Here is a 22,412-nt window from a genome sequence, read left to right as displayed (position 1 = left end):
GTGCCACATCTGGCCACAAATACGCAACTCTGGCCTTGAGTTTTCGCACCTGCACAACGCATAAGGCCCGCCGATGCCGATGTGGAGACGAATGGTATGAGCGAAGCGGTCTGGTCCAAGCTGAAGGCGCTGAAAACGCCGTCGTTGACGCAGCTGTTCGAGGCCGATCCCGCCCGGCTTGATATCTTCGCCACGCGCTTCGATCTGGGAGACGAGGAAAGTTCGAGCGGCATCCTGTTCGACTGGTCGAAGACGCACCTGGATGCAGCCCATGTGGCCGCGTTCGGCGAACTGGCGCAGGGGATGGGGTTCGATGCCCGCCGTGCGGCGCTGTTCGCGGGTGACATCGTCAACACCACTGAGGGACGCGCAGCAGAACATATGGCACAGCGCGGTGTCGGCAAGGACGAGAGCGTGATGCTCGCGGCGGAGAACCATCACCGCATGGCCGCCATCGTCGAGGCCATTCATCGCGGCGCGATGGGCGAGGTCAAGCATCTGATCCACATCGGCATCGGCGGCTCGGCGCTGGGCCCGGCGCTCGCGATCGACGCGCTGGCCCGCGACGGGGCGATGGTTGACGTGCATGTCGTGTCCAACATCGATGGCTGCGCGCTGGAGCAGGCGTTCGCCGCGTGCGATCCGGCCACGACGATGGTTGCCGTCGCCTCCAAGACCTTCACCACGATTGAGACGATGACCAACGCCGAAAGCGCGCTGACGTGGCTGCGCGAGAGCGGGGTGGCCGATCCCTACGGGCGTGTGGTTGCGCTTACCGCCGCGCCGGCCAAGGCGGTCGAGTGGGGCGTGGATGAGACGCGCATCCTGCCGTTTTCCGAAAGCGTGGGCGGACGCTATTCACTGTGGTCGTCGATCGGCTTTCCCATCGCGATGGCGCTGGGCTGGCCGGACTTTGCCGAATTTCTTGACGGCGCTGCGGCGATGGACATGCATTTTCGCGACACGGACGGCCTCGCCAACCTGCCGCTGCGCGCCGCATTCGGCGATCAGCTCTACACGCGCCTGCGCGGGTGCCAGACGCGCGGGGTTTTCGCCTATGATGAGCGGCTGGCGCTGCTACCCGATTATCTCCAGCAGCTGGAGATGGAATCGAACGGCAAGAGCGTGAAGGTGGACGGCTCGCCCGTCGATGGACCCACCGCGCCGATCACCTGGGGCGGGGTCGGCACCGATGCCCAGCACGCGGTATTTCAGCTGCTGCACCAGGGCACCAATCTGGTGCCGGTGGACTTCATCGCCTCCATCGCGCCGGGCGACGACCTGGACCCTGCGCACCACCGCATCCTGCTGTCGAACTGCTTCGCCCAAGGCGCGGCGCTGATGGCGGGTAAGGCCAGCGACGATGCCGCGCGCGCCTATCCGGGAGACCGCCCGTCAGCCACAATCTTGCTCGATGACGTAACCCCGGCCACGTTCGGCGCGCTGCTGGCGTTCCACGAACATCGCACCTTCTGCAATGCGGTGCTGATGGGCATCAACCCGTTCGACCAGTTCGGCGTGGAACTGGGCAAGGAAATCGCCAAGCAGATAGAGCAAGGCGATGTGCAGTTCGATCCGTCCACGCAGGCGCTGCTGGCGCTTGCCGGGATCGCCTGATCACCGCGCCGCCCGGCGCGTTCAGAACGCGTCGGCAGCGTCCATCAGCGCGGTGAGCGTCCTGGGCGCCACCGCGCGCCAGGACCGTGCGATGCGCTCGGCGATCATGTCCCAGTCGTTGACGCCACAATCCAGCCGGATCGCTATCCAGTCATCCCCGAAATAGGCGGGGCGGAAATAGCGGTGTGGGTCCTGCTCGATCAACAGGGCCTGCTCGTCGATCCCGCTGATCTTCACCAGCAGCGCCACGCGGCCATCGCCGTGATGGTCGGCGCTGAAGTAGGCAAACTTCTTGCCCTTGGCGATGCCGAAGCAGCCCATCCCGTGGCTGATGGTCTCCTCGGCGCGGGGCAGGGCCATGGCCCGTTCGCGCACTTTGCCCAGCAGCCAGTCGGGCCGGGTTTCGCGGGTGACGAGATCGGCCAGGCACCGCGAATACAGCTGATGCTCTGCGATCAGCACCCGAGCGGCCAGCGTCTCTGCAGTGTCGCCGGGCAGGATCGCAACCGGGATCTGGCCAAGCACCGGCCCGTCGTCCAGCTCTGCGGTGACCAGATGAACGCTGACCCCGCCGTGGCTATCGCCCGCCGCGATCGCGCGCTCGTGCGTGTGCAGGCCGGTATATCTGGGCAGCAGCGAGGGGTGGATGTTGACCATCCGGCCCTCCCACCCGGCCACGAAGCCGGGGGTCAGGATGCGCATGTACCCGGCCAGCGCCACCCATTGCGCGCCGCTGGCGCGGATCGCGGCGTCCATCGCGGCATCGTGATCGGCGCGGGCCATGCCCTTGTGGCTGAGTGCAAACGTCGCCACGCCTTCGGCCCGGGCAAGCGCCAGGCCTTTGGCGTCAGGATCGTTGGCGGCGACCAGCACGATTTCGTAAGGGCAGTCCGCCAGACGGCTGGCGTAGAGCAGCGCGGCCATGTTAGTGCCGCTGCCCGAGACGAGCACGGCGACTTTCGCCCGCGCTTGCCCGTCCGCCGCGTTCACCACCGCGTCAGCCAATGTGAACCGCTTCCCAGGGTGCGCGGGCGGACCATGCCTCGTCCGACCCGTAAACGGTGCAGCCCTTGTCGCCCGCCTCGATGGTGCCGATGGTGAACACCGTTTCGCCCGCCGCCTCAAGCTCAGCGGTCAGTGCGGCGGCTTCGCCGGGCGCCACGGCCAGCACCATGCCGATGCCGCAGTTGAAGGTGCGCGCCATCTCGGCCGGCTCGATCTGGCCCTGTGCCTGCAGGAACGCCATCAGACGCGGCTGCGGCCACGCGTCGGCGTCGATCCGGGCGTGCAGGCCCTTGGGCAAAACGCGGGGCACGTTTTCCAGCAGGCCGCCGCCGGTGATGTGCGCCAGCGCATGGATGCGCCCGGCACGGATGAACGGCAGCAGGCTTTTTACATAGATGCGCGTGGGCGCCATCAGCGCGTCGATCAGCAGCACGTCCGCATCGAACAGGGCCGGGCGGTCCAGCTTCCAGCCCTTGTCCGCCGCCAGTCGGCGCACCAGCGAGTAGCCGTTGGAATGCACACCCGAGGACGCCAGGCCCAGCAGCACGTCACCCGCCGCCACTTTGTCGCCGGTGAGTTGCTCGCCGCGCTCCACCGCGCCGACGCAGAAGCCGGCAAGGTCATAGTCGCCGGCGGCATACATGCCCGGCATCTCGGCGGTTTCGCCGCCGATCAGCGCGCAGCCCGACATCCGGCAACCGTCGGCGATGCTGGCGACCACGCGCTCGGCAACGCCGTTTTCCAGTTTGCCGGTGGCGAAGTAGTCAAGAAAGAACAGCGGCTCGGCGCCCTGGACGATCAGGTCGTTCACGCACATCGCCACCAGGTCGATGCCGATCTGGTCGTGGCGGTCATGATCGATCGCGAGCTTGACCTTGGTGCCCACGCCATCGTTGGCGGCAACCAACAGGGGGTCTTTGTACCCGGCTGCGCGCGGATCGAAGAAGCCGCCGAAGCCGCCAAGCTCCGCATCGGCGCCGGGGCGGGCGGTGGACCGGGCAAGCGGGGCGATGGCTTTCACCAGCGCGTTTCCGGCGGCGATGGATACGCCTGCCTGCTCGTAGCTATAGCTTTTCGCGGAGTTATCGTCGGACATTGCGCGCGCCTAGCGCTTTGTGGCTTGGATTTCCATTCCCGTTTGGGCAAAAGGCCGGCGGTTTCACCAATGGCGTTCACAATCTCCCCGAAAATCCCGCGGCTCGCCCGCATGGGCCCGGCCGGAAAGGCTGCTCTGTGGTGGGGGGGCGCAGCTGTGCTGGCGGTCGGCGCGATCGGCGCGGTGCAGCTTTATGCGCAGGTGGAAGGCGACCGCGGCATCGCCCCGCTGGCCAATTCTCAGGACATCCAGGTCAACGGCATCACTGTTGACGTAACGGCGAAGACCGGGGCGGACGCCCGCCTCGAAGGCTGGAAACAGGCCGAAAAGGAAGCGTGGAAGAAGGTCGGCGGGCCGGATATGCCGATCGAATCGATCGATGCCATGGTCACTTCGGTGGTGATCGGCCACGAACAGGTCGGCCCGAAACGCTATATTGCGACGCTGGGCGTTATCTTCGACAAGGCAAAAGCCGGGCAATACGTGGGTGCAGGTGCCGGCACCGGCCCACGTTCGGCGCCGCTGCTGCTGATCCCGGTACTGCAATCGGGCGGGGTGCGGCAGGTTTTCGAAGTGCGCGGGCCGTGGCAGCGTGCCTGGGCGGAGTTTCAGGCATCCGCCAGCCCGGTCGATTACGTGCGGCCCACCGGATCGGGCGGCGAATCGCTGATCCTCAACGCCGGGCAGGCCACGCGCCGCAGTCGCTTGTGGTGGCGCACGGTGCTGGGCCAGTTCAACGCATCGGACGTGGTGATCCCTGTCGCCCGGCTTGAGCGGCAATGGCCCGGCGGCCCCATCAAAGGCACCTTCACCGCGCGCTACGGCCCGGACGATACGTTCCTTGGCAGCTTCACGATGGACGCTGCCGGCGAGCAGGACCTGCCGCGCATGATGGACCAGGCGGTGGTGCGGATCGACGGGCTGTATCGCGATGCGCTGGCGCAAGGCCAGTTGCGCCCCGATCCCACGATCAACGCGGGCGGCGAAGCGCTGGACCGCGCGTTTGCCGAACTGCGCGAAAAGCTGATGCCCAAGCCGGGCGACAATCCGGGGGCCATCGCGCCCGAGGCGGCGCCGACGATCCGCGCCGAGGATGTAACCGGCGTGCCTTCGGAAGCGGTGTCGGTGCAGTTCGCCACGCCCGATGCGGCGGCGGTAGACGCAGCCATGGCTGCGGTGCGCGGCGTGCCGGGCGTGCAGGGCGCGGCCACGGTCAGCCTGGCGATCGGCGGCACATCGGTCATGCGCGTTACCGCTGTCGGCGGGGCGGAGCGGATTGCGGCGACGTTGCGCGCGCAGGGCTGGAAAGTTACCGGCGGCGGCGCGTCGCTGCGCATCAGCCGCTAACCGTCCTTTTATAGCGATGCGGCAGATCGCCCTTCCGCTGTCCCCGGCGAGCGACCAGGCGCCGCGCATCGTGGTGGGCAATGCCAATGCCGCCGCGATCGACGCGTTGCTGGAGCCTGACCGGTGGCCGTTTCACACCGCGATCCTGTCCGGCCCCGCCCGGTCGGGCAAGTCACTGCTGGCGCGCTGGTTCGTCGAGACGGGCGCTGGCGATACGATCGACGATGCGTGGCACTTGCCAGAGGACGAGCTGTTCCACCGCTGGAACCGGGCGCAGGAAACCGGCCGTGCGCTGCTGATCGTCAGCGATCGTCCGTTCGGCGCGGCCGGTGCGGAAGCGACGGACGATGCGGCGCATTGGCACGTGGCGTTGCCCGATCTGGCGTCGCGGCTGGGGGCGGCATTGCCGCTCACCATCGGCGCGCCTGACGACGAGATGCTGGCGGACCTGATCGAGGTGCACGCCCAGATGCGCGCGCTGGCGCTCGATCCTTCGGCCCAGCGATACCTTGCGGGACGGTGCGAGCGTAGCCATGTGGGCGTGGAAAATCTGGTCGCCGCGATCGACCGTCTCAGTCTTGAGCGGAAATCCGCGCCTACCTTGAGTATATTGCGTGATGCCCTGGATGAAACAAAACCCGGGTCCGGGACATTATCGTGAAGGCGTAGTGACGCATGACAGTTGCAAAATTGCGCGATTGATGGAAAGTTCACCGCATGCTGGGTAATCTTGTCCGCTATTTGGACTCCATCGTCGCACGCGATCCCGCGCCGCGCTCGCGCTGGGAGGTCCTGCTTTACCCCGGCGTGTGGGCGGTGTTTTGGCATCGCCTTGCCCACGCCCTGTTCCGCGCCGACCTGTTCCTGCTCGCGCGGATGGTCAATCACTTGTCCCGCTTCCTGACCGGCATAGACATCCACCCCGGCGCAACGATCGGCCGGAACTTGTTTATCGACCACGGCTTCAGCGTCATCGGCGAAACTGCGGACATCGGTGACAATGTGACGATCTATCAGTGTGTGACGCTGGGCGGATCGAACCCTACCAACGGCGTGGGCGGCAAACGCCATCCCACTTTGCTGGACAACGTGATCGTCGGCTCCGGCGCGCAGATCATCGGCCCTGTCACCGTAGGGCGACGGGCGCGGATCGGTGCCAGCGCCGTCGTTACGGAAGATGTGCCCGAAGGTGCCACGATGATCGGCGTCAAAGCCCGCTCCACGCTGGTGAAGGCGGAAACCTGGGCCCGCGAATTCATGCCATACGGCACGCCCTGCCAAGAGCCGTGCGAGCCGGGCGGCGCTGCCAAGGGCGTGCAGCGGTTCGACCAGCTTGAGGACGAAGTGGCGCTGCTGCGGGCGGAGATCGCTGCGCTCAGGGCCCAACTCGATCAGCCGGTTCGGGATAGCGAACCGGTCGTCAAGGGTCTTTGAGCCGCATGGCGGGCGGGTCGCACGGCAGCGTGGTGCAGGGCGGCAGTGTCATTGCCTTTCCCGGTGGTACGAAGCCGCAGCAGGTCGGGTTCGACCGGCTGGAACTGCAGCGCATCCTGGATTTGTATGGCCGGATGGTCGCCGCTGGCCTGTGGCGGGATTATGCGATGGATTTCGCGCGCGATGCTGCCAGTTTCTGCGCATTTCGCCGCGCTGCCGAACGGCCACAGGCCCGCATTGAAAAGCGTCCCGCGCTGCGCGGCAAGCAGGGCATGTGGACGCTGTTCGGCGAGGTCGGTCAGGTGCTGCGGCGCGGGCATGACTTGTCCAACGTCCTCAGTCCGCTGGAGCGCAAGCTGATGAAGGTGGTGGAAGACTGAGCGTGCGACTTGCCCCGCACGGTGACAGACGCCATAGGCGCGGGGCAACGAATCCGCTCGCCGATAGCGAAAGGCCCGCCCGATGAAAGTCCGCGTCCACGTCAGCCTCAAGCCCGGCGTCCTCGATCCGCAAGGTAGGGCGATCCACCATTCGCTCGAAGGGCTGGGCTTTGCCGGCGTCAACGACGTGCGGGCAGGGCGCCTGTTCGAGCTTGACGTGGCGAACACCGTCACCGACGCCGCGCTGGACGATATGTGCCGCAAGCTGCTCGCCAACATGGTGATCGAAAACTACCGTATTGAGAAGGTGGCCGCCTGATGGCCTTTACCTCCGCCGTCATCACCTTTCCGGGCTCGAACTGCGACCGCGACATGGCGGTGGCGCTGGAGACAGTATCGGGCACCGCGCCGCACCGCGTGTGGCATGGGGATACAGCGCTTCCCGAGGGACTGGACTTCATCGCCGTGCCCGGCGGCTTTTCCTATGGCGATTACCTGCGCTGCGGGGCTATCGCATCGCGTTCCCCCATCATGCAGGCGGTGATCGCGGCAGCCCATCGCGGCGTGCCGGTGCTGGGCGTGTGCAACGGGTTTCAGGTGCTGACCGAAAGCGGCCTCCTGCCCGGCGCGCTGCTGCGCAATGCCGGGTTGAACTTCGTGTGCCGGGAAGTGGCCCTGAAGGTTGAGAACGCGCAGTCGCTATTCACCTGCGCTTACGAGGCGGGGCAGGTGATCCGCGTGCCAGTCGCCCATCACGATGGCAATTACTTCGCCGACGAGGCCACGCTGGACCGGCTTGAGGGCGAGGGTCGGGTTGCGTTTCGGTATGCTGAACCGGTCAACGGATCAGCGCGGTCTATTGCAGGGCTGCTCAACGACGCGGGCAATGTGCTGGGCATGATGCCCCACCCCGAGCGCGCGATCGAAAACACGCACGGTGGCACGGACGGCCGGGGCCTGTTCGAAAGCGCCATCCGCGGGCTGGTGGACGCCTGACCACCCGCAGGCGACGTCAGGTCTGCAATTAACCAATCAGATAGTGGCTGATCGCAGTCTCTGACTGTCTCGATTACGAAAATATAACAGTTTTCTGCGGTTCGTCGCGATCCTTGCTCTACTCGCCGATAGGCCACGCACCACCTCGCCGTTTCGGCATTAACCTCGCAAACATACGTATTTTGCGAGATTTTCGTGATCACCGACCAGCAGGCTCATCTGTGGGGTGTGAAAGCTGCGCGCGCTGGACTGCCCGCATCGGCCAACCCCTATCGCAATTCGCAAGCGCGCGCCGCATGGCTTGCCGGCCATCGGCAGGAGCCGTCGGCCAGTGCTCCCATTCGCACCGGGTGGCCGTTCGAATAGCATTCGATGCTATTCTGGCGGGGCACCCGGTCTCAGGCGTTATTCCACTGTAACGCTCTTTGCCAGATTGCGCGGCTGGTCGACGTCAGTGCCCTTGGCGCAGGCGACGTGGTAGGCCAGCAACTGCACAGGAACCGCATAGACCAGTGGCGCGATCAGCGGGTGAACGCGCGGCATTTCGATGGTGGCGATGCAACCCTCGCCCGCTTCGGCGATACCTGCAGCGTCCGAGATGAGCACGACCTTGCCACCTCGGGCGCGCACCTCCTGCATGTTGCTCACCGTCTTTTCGAACAGCGGACCTGACGGGGCAAGCACGATCACCGGCACCGATTCGTCGATCAACGCGATCGGGCCGTGCTTCATTTCGCCCGAGGCATAGCCTTCGGCGTGGATGTAGCTGATTTCCTTGAGCTTGAGCGCACCTTCCAGCGCCAGCGGGTAATCCGGGCCACGGCCCAGATACAAGACATCGCGCGCAGGCGTGATGAGGTGCGCCATGGCGGCGATCTCCTCGTCGTGATCGAGCGCGGCGTTGAGGCTGGCGGGCGTCTGCAGCAACTGGTCCACGATGTCCATTTCCTCGGCACGGTCCATGCGGCCACGCTTCACGGCAAGGTGGGCTGACAGCGCTGCCAGTACCGCCAACTGGCAGGTGAACGCTTTGGTGGAGGCGACGCCAATCTCTGGCCCGGCATGCGTGGGCAGCAGCAGGTCGGCTTCCCGCGCCATCGTGCTGGTGGGAACGTTGACGACGACGGCGATGGTCTGCCCCGCTGCCTTGCAGTGGCGCAGCGCGGCCAGGGTGTCGGCAGTCTCGCCCGATTGCGAGATGAACAGCGCCAGCCCGCCTTTTTCCAGCACCGGATCGCGGTAGCGGAATTCACTCGCCACATCGATGTCCACCGGCAGGCGGGCAAAAGTCTCGATCCAGTATTTGGCGACCATGCCGGCATAATAGCTGGTGCCGCAAGCCACGATGGTGATGCGGCTGATGGTGGACAGATCGAAGTCGATCTGGGGCAGGGCCACCGACTGGTCGACCTGCCGCAGATACGAGCGCAGCGTCTGGGCGACGACGGTGGGCTGCTCGTAGATCTCCTTTTGCATGAAGTGGCGGTAATTGCCTTTCTCGATCGCGACCGCCGATGCGCCCGATGCCACGATTTCCCGCTCGACCAGGTTGTTGTCCGCATCGTAGATCGTCGCACCGTCACGGGTGATGACCACCCAGTCGCCCTCGTCCAGATAGGTGATGCGCTGGGTCAGCGGGGCAAGCGCCAGCGCGTCCGACCCAAGGTAGGTCTCGCCATCGCCGTAACCCACGACCAGCGGCGAGCCGAGGCGGGCGCCGATCAGCATGTCGGGAAAGCGGCGGAAGGCGATCGCCAGCGCAAAGGCCCCGCGCAATTGCGGCAGCACGGCGCGCACGGCCTCTTGTGGCGTGGCGCCGGCCTCCACCTGCTCGGACACCAGATGCGCCACCACTTCGGTGTCGGTCTGGCTCTCGAACGTGCGGCCGCGCGATTCCAAGGCTTCGCGCAAAGGCTTGAAATTCTCGATGATGCCGTTGTGCACCAGCGCCAGTTCGCCGGTGGCATGGGGATGGGCATTGGCAGCGGTGGGCGCGCCGTGCGTGGCCCAGCGGGTGTGGGCGATGCCGGTCAGTCCCGGCGCAGGGTTGTGCGCCAGTTCCTTGACCAGATTGAACAGCTTGCCCTCGGCACGGCGGCGCACCAGCTGGCCGTCATGCAGGGTGCAGACGCCGGCACTGTCATAGCCGCGATATTCCATGCGACGCAGTCCGTCGACCAGCCGCTCCGCCACGTCCTGTTTGCCGACGATGCCGATAATGCCACACATAGTAGGTATGCCTTAGCTGGAGAGAGTTTGGATCAGGACGCCGGGATGCTTGCCGGCAAAACGTTGGGATTTCGTGTAAGACTTATCGCGCCCATGTACGTGCGCGCCGACGATGATCAAGGGGCGGAGCCGCGCGGAGGTTTCAGGGTTGGGGCGATCATGATTTTCGCTATGCCCTGGTGGCGATGAACGGGCTCTTTCCCCCACATTACATCGCTGTCATTCGGCGCAAGGCATGAAGCGCTTGGCAGTTTGGTGGGGATGACTTGCCAAATCACCATTACCGGATATTCTGACCTTTCAACAAACACCGACTGACGATGGCTCGATTATGCAGCCAGGCACAGACCGACGCAGCATCGGTGTTTTGGGAGAGGAAATTGACCGATGCGCGCCCAAGTTGCGTTTGGTGGACTGGCCGGAATCCTGGCGATGTGCGTGGCCGGCGCCGCGCATGCCCGGACTGACGGTACTGCCCATATTATCCCGCCTGCCGCGCTGGTGGTCGGTGCGTTCGACAACAGCGCAACGCCGGTGTCCAGGCTCGATGCGAAGTCGCAGGTCGATCAGGGCTTTGACCTGATCCGGCAGGGCCAGCAGGCGCGCGCGGTGAAGCTGTTCGACAAGGTGATTGCGGATGCCGACCGGCAGCTGGCCGGCGATGCGCGGCCACGGCTGTGCGCGCAAACGGGCGCAGGCGCGGCGCTTCTTGATCCGGCGGTATGCGATGCGCATTTCGGCAAAGGGTATGCGCTCATCGATATGGGCCGGGGCGATCTTGCCGAAGCTGAATTGCGGGCGGCAACGCGCATGGCACCGGGCAATGCCCACTTCGCCAACGAGTACGCCGAGCTGTTCAAGGCGCGCCGCGCCTGGGCGGAAAGCTATGCCGAGTTCGCGCATGCCTGGTCGATCGTCGACAAGTCCCCCACCGGACCGGACGCCAAAGTGGCGGCGCGGGCGCTGCGTGGCATGGGCTTCACCAAAGGCCAGATGGGGCAGTACGACGAGGCCGCCAAGCTACTGAACCAGTCCCTGCAATACGACCCTGCCAGCGAGATCGCCCGCGCGGAACTGGGTAATATCGCGCGCCGGGAAGCGATCGGGTCTTAACGCAAAAGGGGCGGAGCGGTTTGGATACCGACCGCGCCCGAACATCCGCCTGCGCTACCGACTCAGCCGGCTTTTTCGGCTTTCTTTTTCTTCATCGCATCGTGGAAGCGGTCGGCCCAGCCGGGCTTGACCAGCTGTTCGCCGCGCACCAGCCGCAGTTCGCCATCGGCGACATCGCGCGTGACCGTGCTGCCCGCCGCCACGATCGCATCCGCGCCGATTTTTACGGGGGCCACAAGCGCGCTGTTGGAACCGATGAAGGCGCGTGGGCCGATTACCGTCTGGTGCTTGAAATACCCATCGTAATTGCAGGTGATGGTGCCCGCACCGATGTTCGCGCCAGCGCCCACTTCGGCATCGCCCAGATACGTCAGGTGGCTGGACTTTGCGCCTTCGCCCAGGACTGCGTTCTTGATCTCGACGAAGTTGCCAACCTTCGAATTGGCCTTGAGCACCGCGCCGGGCCGCAACCGCGCGAACGGCCCGACCGAGACGCCGCTCTCCAGCGTTGCGCCTTCCAGGTGCGAGAAGGCATGGATCACCACGCTGTCCGCCACGGTGACACCGGGGCCGAACACCACGTTGGGCTCGATCGTCACGTCGCCGCCCAGTTGCGTATCCCAGGCGAAAAACACGGTCTCTGGCGCGATCAGCGTGGCGCCTTCGGCCATTGCGGCGATGCGGCGGCGCGCCTGCCAACGGCCTTCGGCTTCTGCCAGTTCGCCCCGGCTGTTGATGCCGCCAACCTCGTCCGCATCGTCGGTCACGATGACCGCGCAGGCGCGCCCTTCCAGCGTGGCGATGTTGACGATGTCCACCAGGTAGTATTCGCCTTGCGCGTTTTCGTTGCCTACTTTGCCCAGCAGGTCGAACAGGTCCGCCGATTTTACCGCCATCAGGCCGGAATTGCACAAGCGGCAGGCGCGCTGTTCCTCGGTAGCGTCCTTATATTCGACCATCATCGCGATCCGCCCGTCGTCATGCGCCAGGACGCGGCCGTATTGCAGCGGCTCGGCAGGCTGAAAGCCGAGCACGACCACCGCCGGGGCATCGGGCGCATGCAGCCGCTCGATCATGGCGCGCATCGTTTCGGGCCGCACGAACGGCACGTCGCCATACAGGATGAGCACATCGCCATCGAACCCTGCCAGTGCGCCCTGGGCCTGCTGCACGGCGTGCCCGGTGCCAAGCTGGGGGTCCTGCACGGCGATCGTGGCGCGCGGGCCCAGTGCCTTTTCCAACTGCTCGCGCCCGTGCCCGGCGACCACCACCTGCCGCTGCGGGGCCAGTTGCGCGGCGCTGGCCAGCAGATGTTCCAGCATCGGGCGACCGGCGATGGGGTGCAGCACCTTGTGCAGGTCGCTTTTCATGCGCGTGCCCTTGCCGGCGGCGAGGATCACGGTGGCGAGGGGGGAGCCGGTCAATGTCATGGCGTTGTCCTGCCAGCAAAGTGTTGCGGTTTCCACTACAAGCGGTCAGGGCTTCGCGCATGAGCGAATTTCCTTTCCAGATTGTGGGTTTCGACCTCGACGGCACCTTGGTCGACAGCGCGGGCGACCTTGGCAACGCGGTGAACCATGCGCTGGCGATGGAAGGGCGGCGACACGTCTCGACCGACGAAGTGCGCCATTTCGTCGGGGCTGGCGCGCGCAAGATGCTGGCCAAGGCGCTGGCCGCTACTGGCGGGCCTGTTGAGAACACGCGGCTCGAACAACTGCATGATGCGCTGCTTGGCTATTACGAAGCACATATCGCGGTCGAGACGCGGCTCTATCCGGGCGGCGAAGCGATGCTCAATGGCCTGGCCGCGCGGGGGGTGAAGATCGCGGTCGTCACCAACAAGCTGGAGCGATTCGCCCGCGCGATATTCCACCAGCTGGGTTTGACCGACCGCTTCGTCACCGTGATCGGCGGCGACACGCTGGGGCCGGGACGCGCCAAGCCGCAGCCCGATCTCCTCAACCTGATGCTGGAGCGCTGCGGTGCGGGCAGGGCGGCCTATGTTGGCGACACCACCTATGACACGCGCGCCGCAAGGGCAGCGGGACTGCCGTGCGTGGCGGTCAGTTTCGGCTTTAACGACAAGCCGATCGCGGACCTGGGCGCAGAGGCGGTGATCGATCATTTCGACGAATTGATCCCCGCGCTGGAAAGGCTGGGCGCTCAGCGCGGTTCGGGCACGTCCTTTGCCAGCACCAGCACTTCGAGCCCCGCGTCGGGCGCCAGATAGCGCCGCGCTGCCTGCTGCACGTCGGCGGCGGTCATCGCCAACAGCTGCGCGCGGGCGTTTGCGAATCGCGCGATCCGGTCGGGCTGCGATTGGGCGCGGGCGGTGAGGTTCATCCAGCCCCCGTTGCCTTTCAGCGCATTCTGCAGCCGCTCGATCATCGGCTGGCGGGCGCGCAGCAGTATGTCAGCGCTGACCGGTGCGGCGCGCAAGTCGGTCACGACCTCCCTGATCGCAGCGCGCGTGGCGGGCACTTGCGCAACGTCTACCGAGGCGTTGACGAGGAAATAGCCGTAGCCCTTCCATGCGTGCGACAGGTAACTGGCGGCACCGGGCGAATAGGCCTTGCCCAATGTTTCGCGCAGCTGATCGGTCAGTTCGATGCCCGTTACTTCCTGCAGCAGTTCCAGCCGCAGCGCTTCGGTGGCATCCGCGTCGTCGCGCGTGGGCCACACGATCCGCAGCAAGGCCTGATCTGCCGGGCCGCTGTGACGGATCACGCGGGGCCTTCGGTCGGCGGTAAACACGCGCGGCGGTTGTTCGGGATGATCCCGGAACGCCGCCTCACGCGCGGGCAGCGCGCCGAAGGTGCGGGCAACAAGGGCGATCGTGGCATCCTCGTCGATGTCGCCGACGATGCTGATCTCGATCGCGCCGTGGACCAGCCGGTCGCCGATGTCGCGCTTGAGGCCCGCATACGTGAGCTGGCGATAGTCCTCCAGCTTGCCCAGAGAGAAGCGCGGGTCCTCGTCGCTCAGGATGCCGCCAAGGCGCGCCTGAAGCGCCGAGGCGGGCGTAGCATCAAGCTGCGCGAAGTAGTTGTTAATGGCCTGGCGATACCGCACCTCGCCCTCGGGCCGATAGCCCGGATCGCTGATCAGCGCGGCCAGCAATTGCAGCTGGATTTCCAGATCGCGGGGAGTGGTGGCGGCGCGCGCGTCGAATGTCTCCTCGCCGCTTCTGAGCCCAAGGCTGACGCTGCGTCCGGCCAGGATCGTGTCCAGATCGTCGCGGCTGTGCTTGCCCAGCCCGCCGTCGTCCAGGTTCGGCACCATCTGCACCGCGTGGGGATTGGCGCGGGTATCCAGCATGTCGCCGCCGTCGATCGCCAGGCTGACGCGCACGCGGTCCTGCTCCAGATCGGTTTTCTTGAGGTTGAGCATTAAGCCGTTGGCGAAGCGGATCTCGCGGATGCCGAAATCGCTGCGGCGCACGTCGCTCACCACCCGGCCCGGCGCCCCGAAATCGGTGTAGGCGAAGGCGGTCGTGGCGCTTTGCCCTTCTGCGGTGAGGGGTGCATGCACTACCGCGCGCCACGCCGTTTGCAGCGCCGGCGCGCCGCCTTCGGGGGCCTTGCGCCCCTCGAACCGGATCAGTGGCTTGTCGAGCTTGATCGCCTCGCGCTTCATCGCGGCCATCACAGCATTGGGCGTGATCTGCGGCGCGACAGCCTCGAACCGTTCCAGCGCCGATCGTGGCGTAGTGGGCACCATGCGGTCATCCACCAGCGATAGCGCCAGGTGGGTCAGCGCGGCATTGCTGCGCGTACCGGCAGATGCGGCGGCATTGGTGATGGCGGTGCGCAGCTGCGCCACCTGCTCAGCCACTTCGGCAGCGGTGAAACCCTCGGCCAGCGCGCGGCGATAGGTGCTGCCAGCGGCATCCATCGCCATCCGCCACTTGCCGTCGATGGCATCGATGATGAGGCGGGTGGAACGTGCGGTCTCGAACACATCGCCGGTGCCGAAGCCTGCGCCGCGAAACGGCGGCTCGGCGCTGCGGGCAATGCGCTGCAGGCGCCGGTTGACGATAGCGTACCCCACGGAGCGCCGCAGCGCTTCGCGGCGCTGGGCCACGCTGTCAGGTTCGTCCATCCATTTGCCGTTGCGCTGCACGGTGATGCGTTCGGACAAGGCGGGATCGAGGTAGATTTCGGCGCGGTTGCGATCCTTTGGGTTGACGGGTCCAGCGTCTGGCTGGGGCGGGGGTGGCGGGGCTTGCCAGTCGTTGAAATGCCGCACGATGGCCGCCTCCACCGCAGCGGGATCGAAGTCTCCCACCACGACAAGGGTGACATTGGCCGGCACGTATTCGCGGGCGTAGAACGCGCGCAGGGACGCGGCGGTGGCGGCATCCAGGGTGGCGGTGGTGCCGATGGGAAAGCGCTGGGCGTATAGCGCGCCGGGATAGAAGAATCCGGTGGCGTCAATGGCGTTGCGCAGTGCCCAGGAATTGCGGTCACGCATTTCGGCCAGCACCACGCCGCGTTCGCGCGCGACGGCTTGCGGCGCGATTGTGAGGTTGCTGGCGGTTTCGCGCATCAGCATCAATGCGGTGTCCAGCAAGGCGGTTTCGTTGCGCGGCAGGTCTAGCTTGTAGAGGGTGCGATCGAACCCGGTGGATGCGTTGGTGTCTGCGCCAAAGGCCAGCCCTTCGCGTTCCAGCAGCGCTACCATCTGGCCTTCCGGTACGCGGGCGGACCCGTTGAAGGCCATATGCTCGATAAAGTGCGCGTAGCCTTGCTCGGCAGAGCGTTCATTGAGCGAGCCGGCGTCGACGTCGAGCCGCACCATGCCGGTGCCCGCTGGTGTGGCGTTGCGGCGGATGATGTAGCGCATGCCGTTGGGCAGGCGTCCGAACCGGAAGGCGGTGTCCACCGGGAGGTCGCTGCGCTCGAACGCCCACGATGTGTCGTTGCGCGGCGGCGGGGTGCGGGTGCTGTCCTTCGCCGCCAGCGGCATCGCTGTCATGGCAAGGAAAAGCGCTATCGGATAACCTCTCATCGTCCATCGCAGTGCCGGTGTTGGCACGCGGTGGCAAGGGGCCGGCGCGACGAACCGCCCCGCTGCCGTGGACAGCCTTCAGGCAGCGATGCCGATCACCGCAACGCCCGCGATCGGCGCGCAGCTGTTGGTCACGTTGACCAACTGTAGCGTGAGCGCGAGCGGCACCCCGTCGGCTGTGGTGGTCGAATTGATAAAGCTTGACCGGATATTACTGCCCACAATGCCACTGACGGCCAGGACGTTTGATGTCGCTTCGCTGGCTGTGTTGGCGCCGTCAGCCGGGTAAGGGCCATTGGTTTCCGCCGGGTCGGCAATGCAGCTGGGGCTTTGCACGGAACTGGCAGAATCGTCGCCGCCACAAGCCGCCGCCCCATTGCCCCGCCTGCGCTGAACAACCTTGCAGAGCGCGGCGCCGTCCGATGACATTGCGCTCCAATTCCTAAAGATCCTGCATCGATCCGTGATCGTGGCCGTCCGTCGTTGCAGTCAGAACAAGGCGGGGCGATTGCCATGCCCGCCTTGTTCGGAATTCGCAGCGGTTACTTGCCGCGCAGCTTGCGATGCTTGGACAAGTCCAGCACTTCGCTGGGGTTGGAATCGTCCTGCAGCAGGCCAAGCCTACGGGCGACTTCCTGATAGGCTTCTTCCTCACCGCCCAGATCGCGGCGGAAGCGGTCCTTGTCGAGCTTTTCGCCGGTGGTCATGTCCCACAGACGGCAGCCGTCCGGGCTGATTTCGTCGGCAAGGATCACGCGGCTGTAATCACCGTCCCAGATGCGGCCGAATTCCAGCTTGAAGTCCACCAGGCGGATGTTGATCGCGGCGAACATGCCGGCCATGAAATCGTTCACGCGGATCGCCATGGCGGCGATGTCCTGCATCTCGTCGTTGTTGGCCCAACCGAAGCAGGCAATGTGCTCTTCGGCCACCAGCGGATCGCCTAGCGCGTCGTCTTTGTAGTAATACTCGATCAAGGTGTGCGGCAGCATCTCGCCTTCGGGAATGCCCAGGCGCTTGGAGATCGAGCCTGCTGCCACGTTGCGCACCACGACTTCGATCGGGATGATTTCCACCTGGCGCACCAGCTGCTCGCGCATGTTGAGCCGGCGGATGAAGTGGTTGGGCACGCCGATGTGGTTCAGGCGGGTGAATACATACTCGCTGATCCGGTTGTTGATCACGCCCTTGCCCTGAATCGTGCCCTTTTTCTGGGCATTGAAGGCGGTGGCGTCATCCTTGAAGTACTGGATCAGGGTGCCCGGTTCGGGGCCTTCGTACAGGATCTTGGCCTTGCCTTCGTAGATCTGGCGGCGACGGGACATGCGCGTTGGTCCTTGAAACGATCGAAATAGCGAGCCTGGCGACTGCAGCGGCCAGAGCATTGGACCGGGCATATAGTGCAAGCGGGGTCAAAAGCAAACGCGCGGGGTGTCGTTAGCGGCGGGTTAAGCGGGGGTTAGTGGCGCCCAAGCAGGCGATGGAGCAGTCCGGGCAGGATCCCAGGCTGGTCCATCGGACGGATCTTGCCATAGATCGCGCGGCGCAGCGTGGGGTCGAGCGCGGGACGTGCCTGCCAGCTGCGGCGCATCCCTTCGTTCCGATCTTGTGACAAGGCCATGGCCGTTCCCCGTGTGTTCGACGTTCTCGGCGCTCTTAATGCACGGACTGGCCTGCCGGTTCCTTCCCCCTGATCCGCAGGCACATCAGCGCATGCGAAGAAAACTTCCTTAAGACATTGCTGGTAAGCGGGGAGCATTATCGGGGTATTTCCAAGAGCGAGCCTGGTTTACACATGCCTAACGCACGTCCATTCCTGAGCCGGCTCTTGCGCGATCGTGCGGGTAACGTCCTGCCGATCGCGGCGATCGGGATGATGATCGGCCTGGTGGTCATCGGGTCGGGCGTGGACATGAGCCGCGATTACCTGACCACCGAGCAGTTGCAGTCCGCGTGCGACGCCGCGGTGCTGGCCGGTCGGCGCACAGTGACCACCAACGGCTATGACACCGCCGCGCAGACCGCCGCGACCAACTACTTCAACACCAACTTCAGCAATCAGGCGCAGAGCGTCAGGTCCACCACTTTCACCACCAGTTCGCCGGACAACGGGCAGACGGTCAACGGCACGGCGTCCACCTTGCTCGACACCCTGATCATGCGGGTGTTCGGCAAGAACACGTTCACTATCACTGCCACCTGCACCAGCTCGATGGGGGTGGGCAATTCCGACGTGATGATGGTGCTGGACAACACCGGATCGATGGACACCCCGCTGGATGGCAGCACTCAGACCCGTATCCAGGCCCTGCGCGCGGCGATGAAGAATTTCTACACCACGATCGCCAACGCCACAGCGGCGAGCAACGCGCGTATCCGCTACGGGTTCGTGCCGTTCACCTCCACCGTAAATGTAGGCAGGTTGGTCACCGCGATCGACCCGCGCTACATCGTGGATTCCTATACTTATCAGTCTCGCGCATACGAGGCTGACGATTCGGGATCTAACGACAGTGCTTCCGGATGGACGCTGTATTCCACCAAAGCTTATTCCAATAGCTCATGCGGCGGCAATGTGCCGGCCGATACCGCGTTTACGGACAGCGGATCGGGCGCGACCAAGCAGCAGACGATGATCGACTATGCCTGTCGATCAAACTTCGGCACGTATTACATCTACCAGCGCACCATTACCCGCCCTTACATCATCCGCTATCATCCGGTGACGTATGATACGAGCAGTTTCAAGAACTTCAGTGCGGTGAACACACCCACGGGATTGTACGGTGCGAACCAGTCCTCCACCTGGGGCGGCTGCATCCAGGAGCGCGCCACGGTGGCGCAATCAACTTTCACCTACTCGGCAACAAACGGCATCACCCCCAGTAGCGCCCTCGATCTCGATCTGGATAACGCCCCTAACGTATCCGACAACACGACCAAGTGGGCGCCGCTGTGGCCGGACATTTCCTATCGGCGCTGGAACAACTCGGGCAACTACACGACTGCGACGACCACCAACGGCACGCTTGGCGGTACATATTGCCCGGTCGCCGCGCGGCAGCTTGCCACGATGTCGCAAAGCGATTTCAACGCTTACGCGGATTCGCTGTATTCCAATGGCGCGACGTATCTGGACATTGGCATGATCTGGGGCGGGCGCCTGATGTCCCCGCAGGGCATGTGGGCGCCGCTGGTCAACACCGATCCCGCGAATGGCGGTGAGGTGGCCCGCCACATCATCTTCATGACCGACGGTTTCATGGAGCCCAACTCTTACATCCCCCAGGCCTGGGGGATGGAATACTGGGACCGGCGCGTCACTACCGATGGCAGCACCAACGATGCCGCGCGCCATACCCAGCGCTTTCTGGCCACCTGCCAGCAGATCAAGGCCAAGGGCATCCGCGTGTGGGTGATCGCATTCACCTCCACCTTGAGCAGCGACCTGCAGAATTGCGCGTCGGACAGCAGTTCGTTCACGGCCAACAGCGCGTCTGACCTTGATGCCGCGTTCCAGGAAATCGCCAAGCAAGTGGGCGAACTGCGGGTGACGCAGTGAGGGGGGCCGTGCGTTTCCTGCATCGCCTGCGACAGGACCGGCGCGGTTCGGCAGTGATAGAATTCGCGATCGCGGCGCCCGTGCTGCTCGTCATGCTGCTGGGCATCTGGGACATGGGCCACATGGCCTATCTCACCGCGATCCTGCACGGCGCGGTCCAGCAGGTAGCCCGTAACGATTCGCTCGAAGGGGCAGACACCACCCAGGCTGATACGTACGTCAGCAATATCGTGCGCACCGTGGCGCCTGGGGCTACGGTGGTCGGCAAGCGCATGAGTTATTACGATTTTACCGATATCAAGCGCCCCGAAGCGTGGAACGACAAAGACGGAGACGGCAAGTGCGACAATTCAGAAACGTACACGGATGAAAACGGCAATGGGCAATGGGACGCCGATATCGGCAGTTCCACCAACGGCGGCGCGAACGATGTGGTGCTGTATACCGTAACCGTCACCTACACGCCGGTGTTCTACATTCCCTTCATGAGCAGTGGCAACAAGCCGCGCACTATTACCGCCAGTGTCGTGCACAAGAACCAGCCCTTCGCGCTGCAGGCGAAATACGGTACGACGGCCGGCGTATGCAAATGATCGCGCGGATCGCCTTGCTCGCAGGCCGGCTGCGCGACGATACGCGCGGCGTTTCGTTCATGGAGTTTGCACTGATCCTGCCGATCCTGGTGACGCTTGGCTTCTACGGCACTGAAGTGGCTTATATGGCGGTGGTGAACATGCAGGTGGGCCAGATGGCGTCCCTGCTGGCAGACAACGCCTCGCGTCTAGGCCAAACGGACAACAGCGCGGTCACGCCTACGGTCAACGAATCGCAGATCGATTCGGTAATGTCCGGCGCGCTGGTGCAAGGGCAAAGCTTCAACTTTGCAGCCAACGGGCGGATGATCCTCTCCAGCCTGGAGCGCGACAGCGCCACCGGGCGGCAGTTCATTCATTGGCAGCGTTGCCGCGGCAGCCTGGTGACAAAATCGCAATACGGACCCGCCGGCACCGGCCTGACCGGCGCGACGCTGGCAGGGATGGGCAACCCGGTGGTCACCGCGAACCCGAACTCGGCTGTGATGTATGTGGAAGTGTTCTACACCTACCAGCCGCTATTCGGATCGATGTTCGTCAACAAGACGGTATTCCGCCGCGAAGCCGCGTACATGATCCGTGACGATCGCAACCTGGGCGCCAGCACCGGGCCGGGCGTTACACCGGGCACCAGTGCTTCCCAATCGCAGTGCACTTGATACGCACCGGACTGTAAGGCCCGGCCTTAAGAGCGCGCTGGCTAAACTCTCACCCCACCGGCACGATGGTATGCGCCAGCTGCTCCACTTCCGCGCGGTCGTGGCTGACGTAGAGGATGGGCAGGGCAAGTTCGTCGCGGATGCGCTCGATCAGGCGCAGGATCTCCTCGCGCCGTGCCGCGTCGACCGAGGCGAGCGGCTCGTCCAGCAGCAGGAAGCGCGGCCCGGATAGCAGCGCCCGCCCGATCGCCACGCGCTGCGCCTCGCCGCCCGAAAGCGTGGCGGGCATGCGGTCCAGCAGGCGTTCGATCCCCAGCAGTTCAAGGACATGTTCCCAGCCCAGCGCAGTATCTGCGCCGTGTGCGCGCTTCGCGCCGAACCGAAGATTCTGCTCCACGGTGCGGTGCGGAAACAGCCGCAGGTCCTGAAACACATAGCCGCACGCGCGTTGTTCGGGGCGCAGGTCGATGCGCGCGCCGGAATCGAACAGGGTCTGGCCGTTCACCACGATGCGCCCGGCGGCGGGACGCAGCAGCCCGGCCACCGCATCCAGCAGGCTGGTCTTGCCCGCGCCAGATGGGCCGAACAGCGCCGTCAGCCCCGGCCCGGCGGTAAACGCGTAGGCCAGTTGCCGCGCACCGCGCGTCAGCGTCAGGGTCACGTCAAACGACATGGCGGCCCTTGTCCTGCCCGCTGCGCCGCACCAGCCATTCCGACAGCACCAGCGCGCCCAGCGAAAGCAGCACGGACAATACGGCCAGCCGCGTAACCTGCCCTTCCGCGCCGGGCACCTGCAGCGCGCTGTAGATCGCCAGTGGCAGCGTTTGCGTTTCGCCCGGAATGTTGGACGCAAACGTGATCGTAGCGCCGAACTCCCCGATAGAGCGCGCGAAGCCCAGCACCAGCGCGGCGAAAATGCCATTGGCGCACAGCGGCAGGGTGATCGCGGTGAACGTGCGCCAGCGCCCAGCGCCCAGCGTGCGGGCGGCCTGCTCCAGCCGGGGATCGACGTTTTCGATCGAAAGCCGCATCGCGCGCACCATCAGCGGCAGCGCCATGACGGCGGCAGCCAGCGCCGCGCCGGTCCAGCGGAACAGGAACGTCAGGCCCAGCGTATTGTTCAGGAACCGGCCCAGCGGCGCGTCCGTGGCGAAGGCCAGCAGAAGCAGCCAGCCGGTCACCACCGGGGGCAGCACCAGCGGCAGATGCACCAGCGCGTCCAGCAGCACTTTGCCGGGAAAGCGCCAGCGGGCCAGCACCCACGCGAAGGCGAAGGCTACCGGCAGGCTGGCGCCGATCGCCACGGCGCTGACCTTCAGGGACAGCACCAGGATTTCCCACTCGGACGCGGAGAGTAACGCCAAGGCTCCG

22 protein-coding genes are annotated in these 22,412 nt (G+C 65.1%); 12 read left to right on the top strand and 10 right to left on the bottom strand.

Going from position 1 to position 22,412, the window contains the following annotated elements; translation table 11 throughout:
- Positions 1-96 precede the first annotated feature (96 nt).
- Positions 97-1,617, top strand: a complete 1,521-nt coding sequence (gene pgi / locus ASE49_RS07270; RefSeq protein WP_056769876.1) for a glucose-6-phosphate isomerase — start codon at positions 97-99, stop codon at positions 1,615-1,617.
- Positions 1,618-1,638: 21 nt separating this feature from the next.
- Here pgi and purN read toward each other — a convergent pair whose 3' ends face one another.
- Both purN and purM read right to left on the bottom strand, forming a co-directional pair.
- On the bottom strand, positions 1,639-2,622 hold the full coding sequence (gene purN / locus ASE49_RS07265) for a phosphoribosylglycinamide formyltransferase (protein WP_268778245.1): 984 nt from the start codon (positions 2,620-2,622) through the stop codon (positions 1,639-1,641).
- Entirely contained in the window at positions 2,615-3,718 is a 1,104-nt protein-coding gene (gene purM, locus ASE49_RS07260; RefSeq protein WP_056769875.1) for a phosphoribosylformylglycinamidine cyclo-ligase, read from the bottom strand. The genes purN and purM overlap by 8 nt, the downstream gene beginning before the upstream one ends.
- A 69-nt stretch (positions 3,719-3,787) precedes the next feature.
- On the opposite strand from purM, the gene ASE49_RS07255 reads away from it, so the two are divergent.
- From ASE49_RS07255 to purQ, 6 genes are all read left to right on the top strand, one after another.
- On the top strand, positions 3,788-5,065 hold the full coding sequence (locus tag ASE49_RS07255; protein ID WP_056769873.1) for a hypothetical protein: 1,278 nt from the start codon (positions 3,788-3,790) through the stop codon (positions 5,063-5,065).
- A gap of 16 nt (positions 5,066-5,081) precedes the next feature.
- Entirely contained in the window at positions 5,082-5,726 is a 645-nt protein-coding gene (locus ASE49_RS07250; RefSeq protein ID WP_056769870.1) for a hypothetical protein, read from the top strand.
- A gap of 56 nt (positions 5,727-5,782) precedes the next feature.
- A complete protein-coding gene (gene epsC / locus ASE49_RS07245; protein WP_056769868.1) occupies positions 5,783-6,499 on the top strand; it encodes a serine O-acetyltransferase EpsC in 717 nt (238 codons plus the stop codon).
- Between the two features lie 5 nt (positions 6,500-6,504).
- A complete protein-coding gene (locus ASE49_RS07240) occupies positions 6,505-6,879 on the top strand; it encodes a DUF2794 domain-containing protein (protein WP_056769867.1) in 375 nt (124 codons plus the stop codon).
- A gap of 82 nt (positions 6,880-6,961) precedes the next feature.
- Positions 6,962-7,198 carry a phosphoribosylformylglycinamidine synthase subunit PurS gene (purS, locus tag ASE49_RS07235; RefSeq protein ID WP_056769866.1) on the top strand — a complete coding sequence of 79 codons (237 nt, stop codon included), beginning with the start codon at positions 6,962-6,964 and terminating at the stop codon, positions 7,196-7,198.
- Positions 7,198-7,875 carry a phosphoribosylformylglycinamidine synthase subunit PurQ gene (purQ, locus tag ASE49_RS07230; protein ID WP_056769865.1) on the top strand — a complete coding sequence of 226 codons (678 nt, stop codon included), beginning with the start codon at positions 7,198-7,200 and terminating at the stop codon, positions 7,873-7,875. Before purS ends, purQ begins: the two co-directional genes overlap by 1 nt.
- A 405-nt stretch (positions 7,876-8,280) precedes the next feature.
- Here the strand turns inward: purQ and glmS are convergent, their stop codons facing one another.
- Positions 8,281-10,104: a glutamine--fructose-6-phosphate transaminase (isomerizing) gene (glmS, locus tag ASE49_RS07225; protein WP_056769864.1), complete on the bottom strand. Its 1,824-nt coding sequence runs from the start codon at positions 10,102-10,104 to the stop codon at positions 8,281-8,283.
- A 387-nt stretch (positions 10,105-10,491) separates the two neighbouring features.
- Here glmS and ASE49_RS07220 point away from each other — a divergent pair, with 387 nt between their 5' ends.
- On the top strand, positions 10,492-11,217 hold the full coding sequence (locus ASE49_RS07220) for a tetratricopeptide repeat protein (protein ID WP_056769857.1): 726 nt from the start codon (positions 10,492-10,494) through the stop codon (positions 11,215-11,217).
- A 62-nt stretch (positions 11,218-11,279) separates the two neighbouring features.
- On the opposite strand, the gene glmU is transcribed toward ASE49_RS07220, so the two are convergent.
- Positions 11,280-12,647, bottom strand: coding sequence for a bifunctional UDP-N-acetylglucosamine diphosphorylase/glucosamine-1-phosphate N-acetyltransferase GlmU (glmU, locus tag ASE49_RS07215; RefSeq protein WP_056769854.1), 1,368 nt, complete (start codon positions 12,645-12,647; stop codon positions 11,280-11,282).
- 59 nt (positions 12,648-12,706) lie between these two features.
- Here glmU and ASE49_RS07210 point away from each other — a divergent pair, with 59 nt between their 5' ends.
- Positions 12,707-13,447 (top strand): HAD-IA family hydrolase, encoded by a 741-nt coding sequence (locus tag ASE49_RS07210; RefSeq protein WP_082456351.1) that lies wholly within the window; start codon positions 12,707-12,709, stop codon positions 13,445-13,447.
- Here ASE49_RS07210 and ASE49_RS07205 read toward each other — a convergent pair.
- From ASE49_RS07205 to ASE49_RS18155, 4 genes are all read right to left on the bottom strand, one after another.
- Entirely contained in the window at positions 13,381-16,194 is a 2,814-nt protein-coding gene (locus tag ASE49_RS07205; RefSeq protein WP_235522873.1) for a M16 family metallopeptidase, read from the bottom strand. The genes ASE49_RS07210 and ASE49_RS07205 overlap by 67 nt on opposite strands.
- A gap of 111 nt (positions 16,195-16,305) precedes the next feature.
- Entirely contained in the window at positions 16,306-16,656 is a 351-nt protein-coding gene (locus ASE49_RS07200; RefSeq protein WP_056769850.1) for a hypothetical protein, read from the bottom strand.
- Between the two features lie 113 nt (positions 16,657-16,769).
- Positions 16,770-17,552 (bottom strand): phosphoribosylaminoimidazolesuccinocarboxamide synthase, encoded by a 783-nt coding sequence (gene purC / locus ASE49_RS07195; protein ID WP_056769848.1) that lies wholly within the window; start codon positions 17,550-17,552, stop codon positions 16,770-16,772.
- 134 nt (positions 17,553-17,686) lie between these two features.
- Positions 17,687-17,848 (bottom strand): hypothetical protein, encoded by a 162-nt coding sequence (locus tag ASE49_RS18155; RefSeq protein ID WP_156370184.1) that lies wholly within the window; start codon positions 17,846-17,848, stop codon positions 17,687-17,689.
- A 174-nt stretch (positions 17,849-18,022) separates the two neighbouring features.
- On the opposite strand from ASE49_RS18155, the gene ASE49_RS07190 reads away from it, so the two are divergent.
- The 3 genes from ASE49_RS07190 to ASE49_RS07180 are packed head-to-tail and all read left to right on the top strand — an operon-like array spanning position 18,023 to position 21,041.
- Entirely contained in the window at positions 18,023-19,789 is a 1,767-nt protein-coding gene (locus ASE49_RS07190) for a TadE/TadG family type IV pilus assembly protein (RefSeq protein WP_056769845.1), read from the top strand.
- 8 nt (positions 19,790-19,797) lie between these two features.
- A complete protein-coding gene (locus tag ASE49_RS07185) occupies positions 19,798-20,382 on the top strand; it encodes a TadE/TadG family type IV pilus assembly protein (protein ID WP_056770922.1) in 585 nt (194 codons plus the stop codon).
- Positions 20,379-21,041: a TadE/TadG family type IV pilus assembly protein gene (locus ASE49_RS07180; protein WP_056770919.1), complete on the top strand. Its 663-nt coding sequence runs from the start codon at positions 20,379-20,381 to the stop codon at positions 21,039-21,041. The genes ASE49_RS07185 and ASE49_RS07180 overlap by 4 nt, the downstream gene beginning before the upstream one ends.
- Positions 21,042-21,090: 49 nt before the next feature.
- Here the strand turns inward: ASE49_RS07180 and ASE49_RS07175 are convergent, their stop codons facing one another.
- Together ASE49_RS07175 and modB are read right to left on the bottom strand one after the other, a co-directional pair.
- The gene (locus tag ASE49_RS07175; protein WP_056769842.1) at positions 21,091-21,714 is read right to left on the bottom strand and encodes an ATP-binding cassette domain-containing protein; all 624 of its coding nucleotides are present in this window, start codon (positions 21,712-21,714) and stop codon (positions 21,091-21,093) included.
- On the bottom strand, positions 21,704-22,405 hold the full coding sequence (modB, locus tag ASE49_RS07170) for a molybdate ABC transporter permease subunit (protein ID WP_056769839.1): 702 nt from the start codon (positions 22,403-22,405) through the stop codon (positions 21,704-21,706). Before modB ends, ASE49_RS07175 begins: the two co-directional genes overlap by 11 nt.
- Positions 22,406-22,412 lie beyond the last annotated feature (7 nt).

The sequence above is a fragment of the Novosphingobium sp. Leaf2 genome, from assembly GCF_001421325.1.
Classification (GTDB): domain Bacteria; phylum Pseudomonadota; class Alphaproteobacteria; order Sphingomonadales; family Sphingomonadaceae; genus Novosphingobium.
Note: the sequence above shows the minus strand (reverse complement) of the source record. Positions and strands in the feature narration are given on the sequence as shown.

What these genes read in the sequence shown, in the direction of transcription:
- purM (WP_056769875.1), bottom strand. Translation starts at nt 3,718, where the DNA reads ATGTCCGACGATAACTCCGCGAAAAGCTATAGCTACGAGCAGGCAGGC.
- ASE49_RS07190 (WP_056769845.1), top strand. Translation starts at nt 18,023, where the DNA reads ATGCCTAACGCACGTCCATTCCTGAGCCGGCTCTTGCGCGATCGTGCG.
- ASE49_RS07175 (WP_056769842.1), bottom strand. Translation starts at nt 21,714, where the DNA reads ATGTCGTTTGACGTGACCCTGACGCTGACGCGCGGTGCGCGGCAACTG.
- epsC (WP_056769868.1), top strand. Translation starts at nt 5,783, where the DNA reads ATGCTGGGTAATCTTGTCCGCTATTTGGACTCCATCGTCGCACGCGAT.
- ASE49_RS18155 (WP_156370184.1), bottom strand. Translation starts at nt 17,848, where the DNA reads ATGGCCTTGTCACAAGATCGGAACGAAGGGATGCGCCGCAGCTGGCAG.
- ASE49_RS07220 (WP_056769857.1), top strand. Translation starts at nt 10,492, where the DNA reads ATGCGCGCCCAAGTTGCGTTTGGTGGACTGGCCGGAATCCTGGCGATG.
- ASE49_RS07240 (WP_056769867.1), top strand. Translation starts at nt 6,505, where the DNA reads ATGGCGGGCGGGTCGCACGGCAGCGTGGTGCAGGGCGGCAGTGTCATT.
- ASE49_RS07180 (WP_056770919.1), top strand. Translation starts at nt 20,379, where the DNA reads ATGATCGCGCGGATCGCCTTGCTCGCAGGCCGGCTGCGCGACGATACG.
- ASE49_RS07250 (WP_056769870.1), top strand. Translation starts at nt 5,082, where the DNA reads ATGCGGCAGATCGCCCTTCCGCTGTCCCCGGCGAGCGACCAGGCGCCG.
- ASE49_RS07255 (WP_056769873.1), top strand. Translation starts at nt 3,788, where the DNA reads ATGGCGTTCACAATCTCCCCGAAAATCCCGCGGCTCGCCCGCATGGGC.
- purQ (WP_056769865.1), top strand. Translation starts at nt 7,198, where the DNA reads ATGGCCTTTACCTCCGCCGTCATCACCTTTCCGGGCTCGAACTGCGAC.
- purS (WP_056769866.1), top strand. Translation starts at nt 6,962, where the DNA reads ATGAAAGTCCGCGTCCACGTCAGCCTCAAGCCCGGCGTCCTCGATCCG.
- ASE49_RS07210 (WP_082456351.1), top strand. Translation starts at nt 12,707, where the DNA reads ATGAGCGAATTTCCTTTCCAGATTGTGGGTTTCGACCTCGACGGCACC.
- pgi (WP_056769876.1), top strand. Translation starts at nt 97, where the DNA reads ATGAGCGAAGCGGTCTGGTCCAAGCTGAAGGCGCTGAAAACGCCGTCG.
- glmU (WP_056769854.1), bottom strand. Translation starts at nt 12,647, where the DNA reads ATGACATTGACCGGCTCCCCCCTCGCCACCGTGATCCTCGCCGCCGGC.
- purC (WP_056769848.1), bottom strand. Translation starts at nt 17,552, where the DNA reads ATGTCCCGTCGCCGCCAGATCTACGAAGGCAAGGCCAAGATCCTGTAC.
- ASE49_RS07200 (WP_056769850.1), bottom strand. Translation starts at nt 16,656, where the DNA reads ATGTCATCGGACGGCGCCGCGCTCTGCAAGGTTGTTCAGCGCAGGCGG.
- glmS (WP_056769864.1), bottom strand. Translation starts at nt 10,104, where the DNA reads ATGTGTGGCATTATCGGCATCGTCGGCAAACAGGACGTGGCGGAGCGG.
- ASE49_RS07205 (WP_235522873.1), bottom strand. Translation starts at nt 16,194, where the DNA reads ATGACAGCGATGCCGCTGGCGGCGAAGGACAGCACCCGCACCCCGCCG.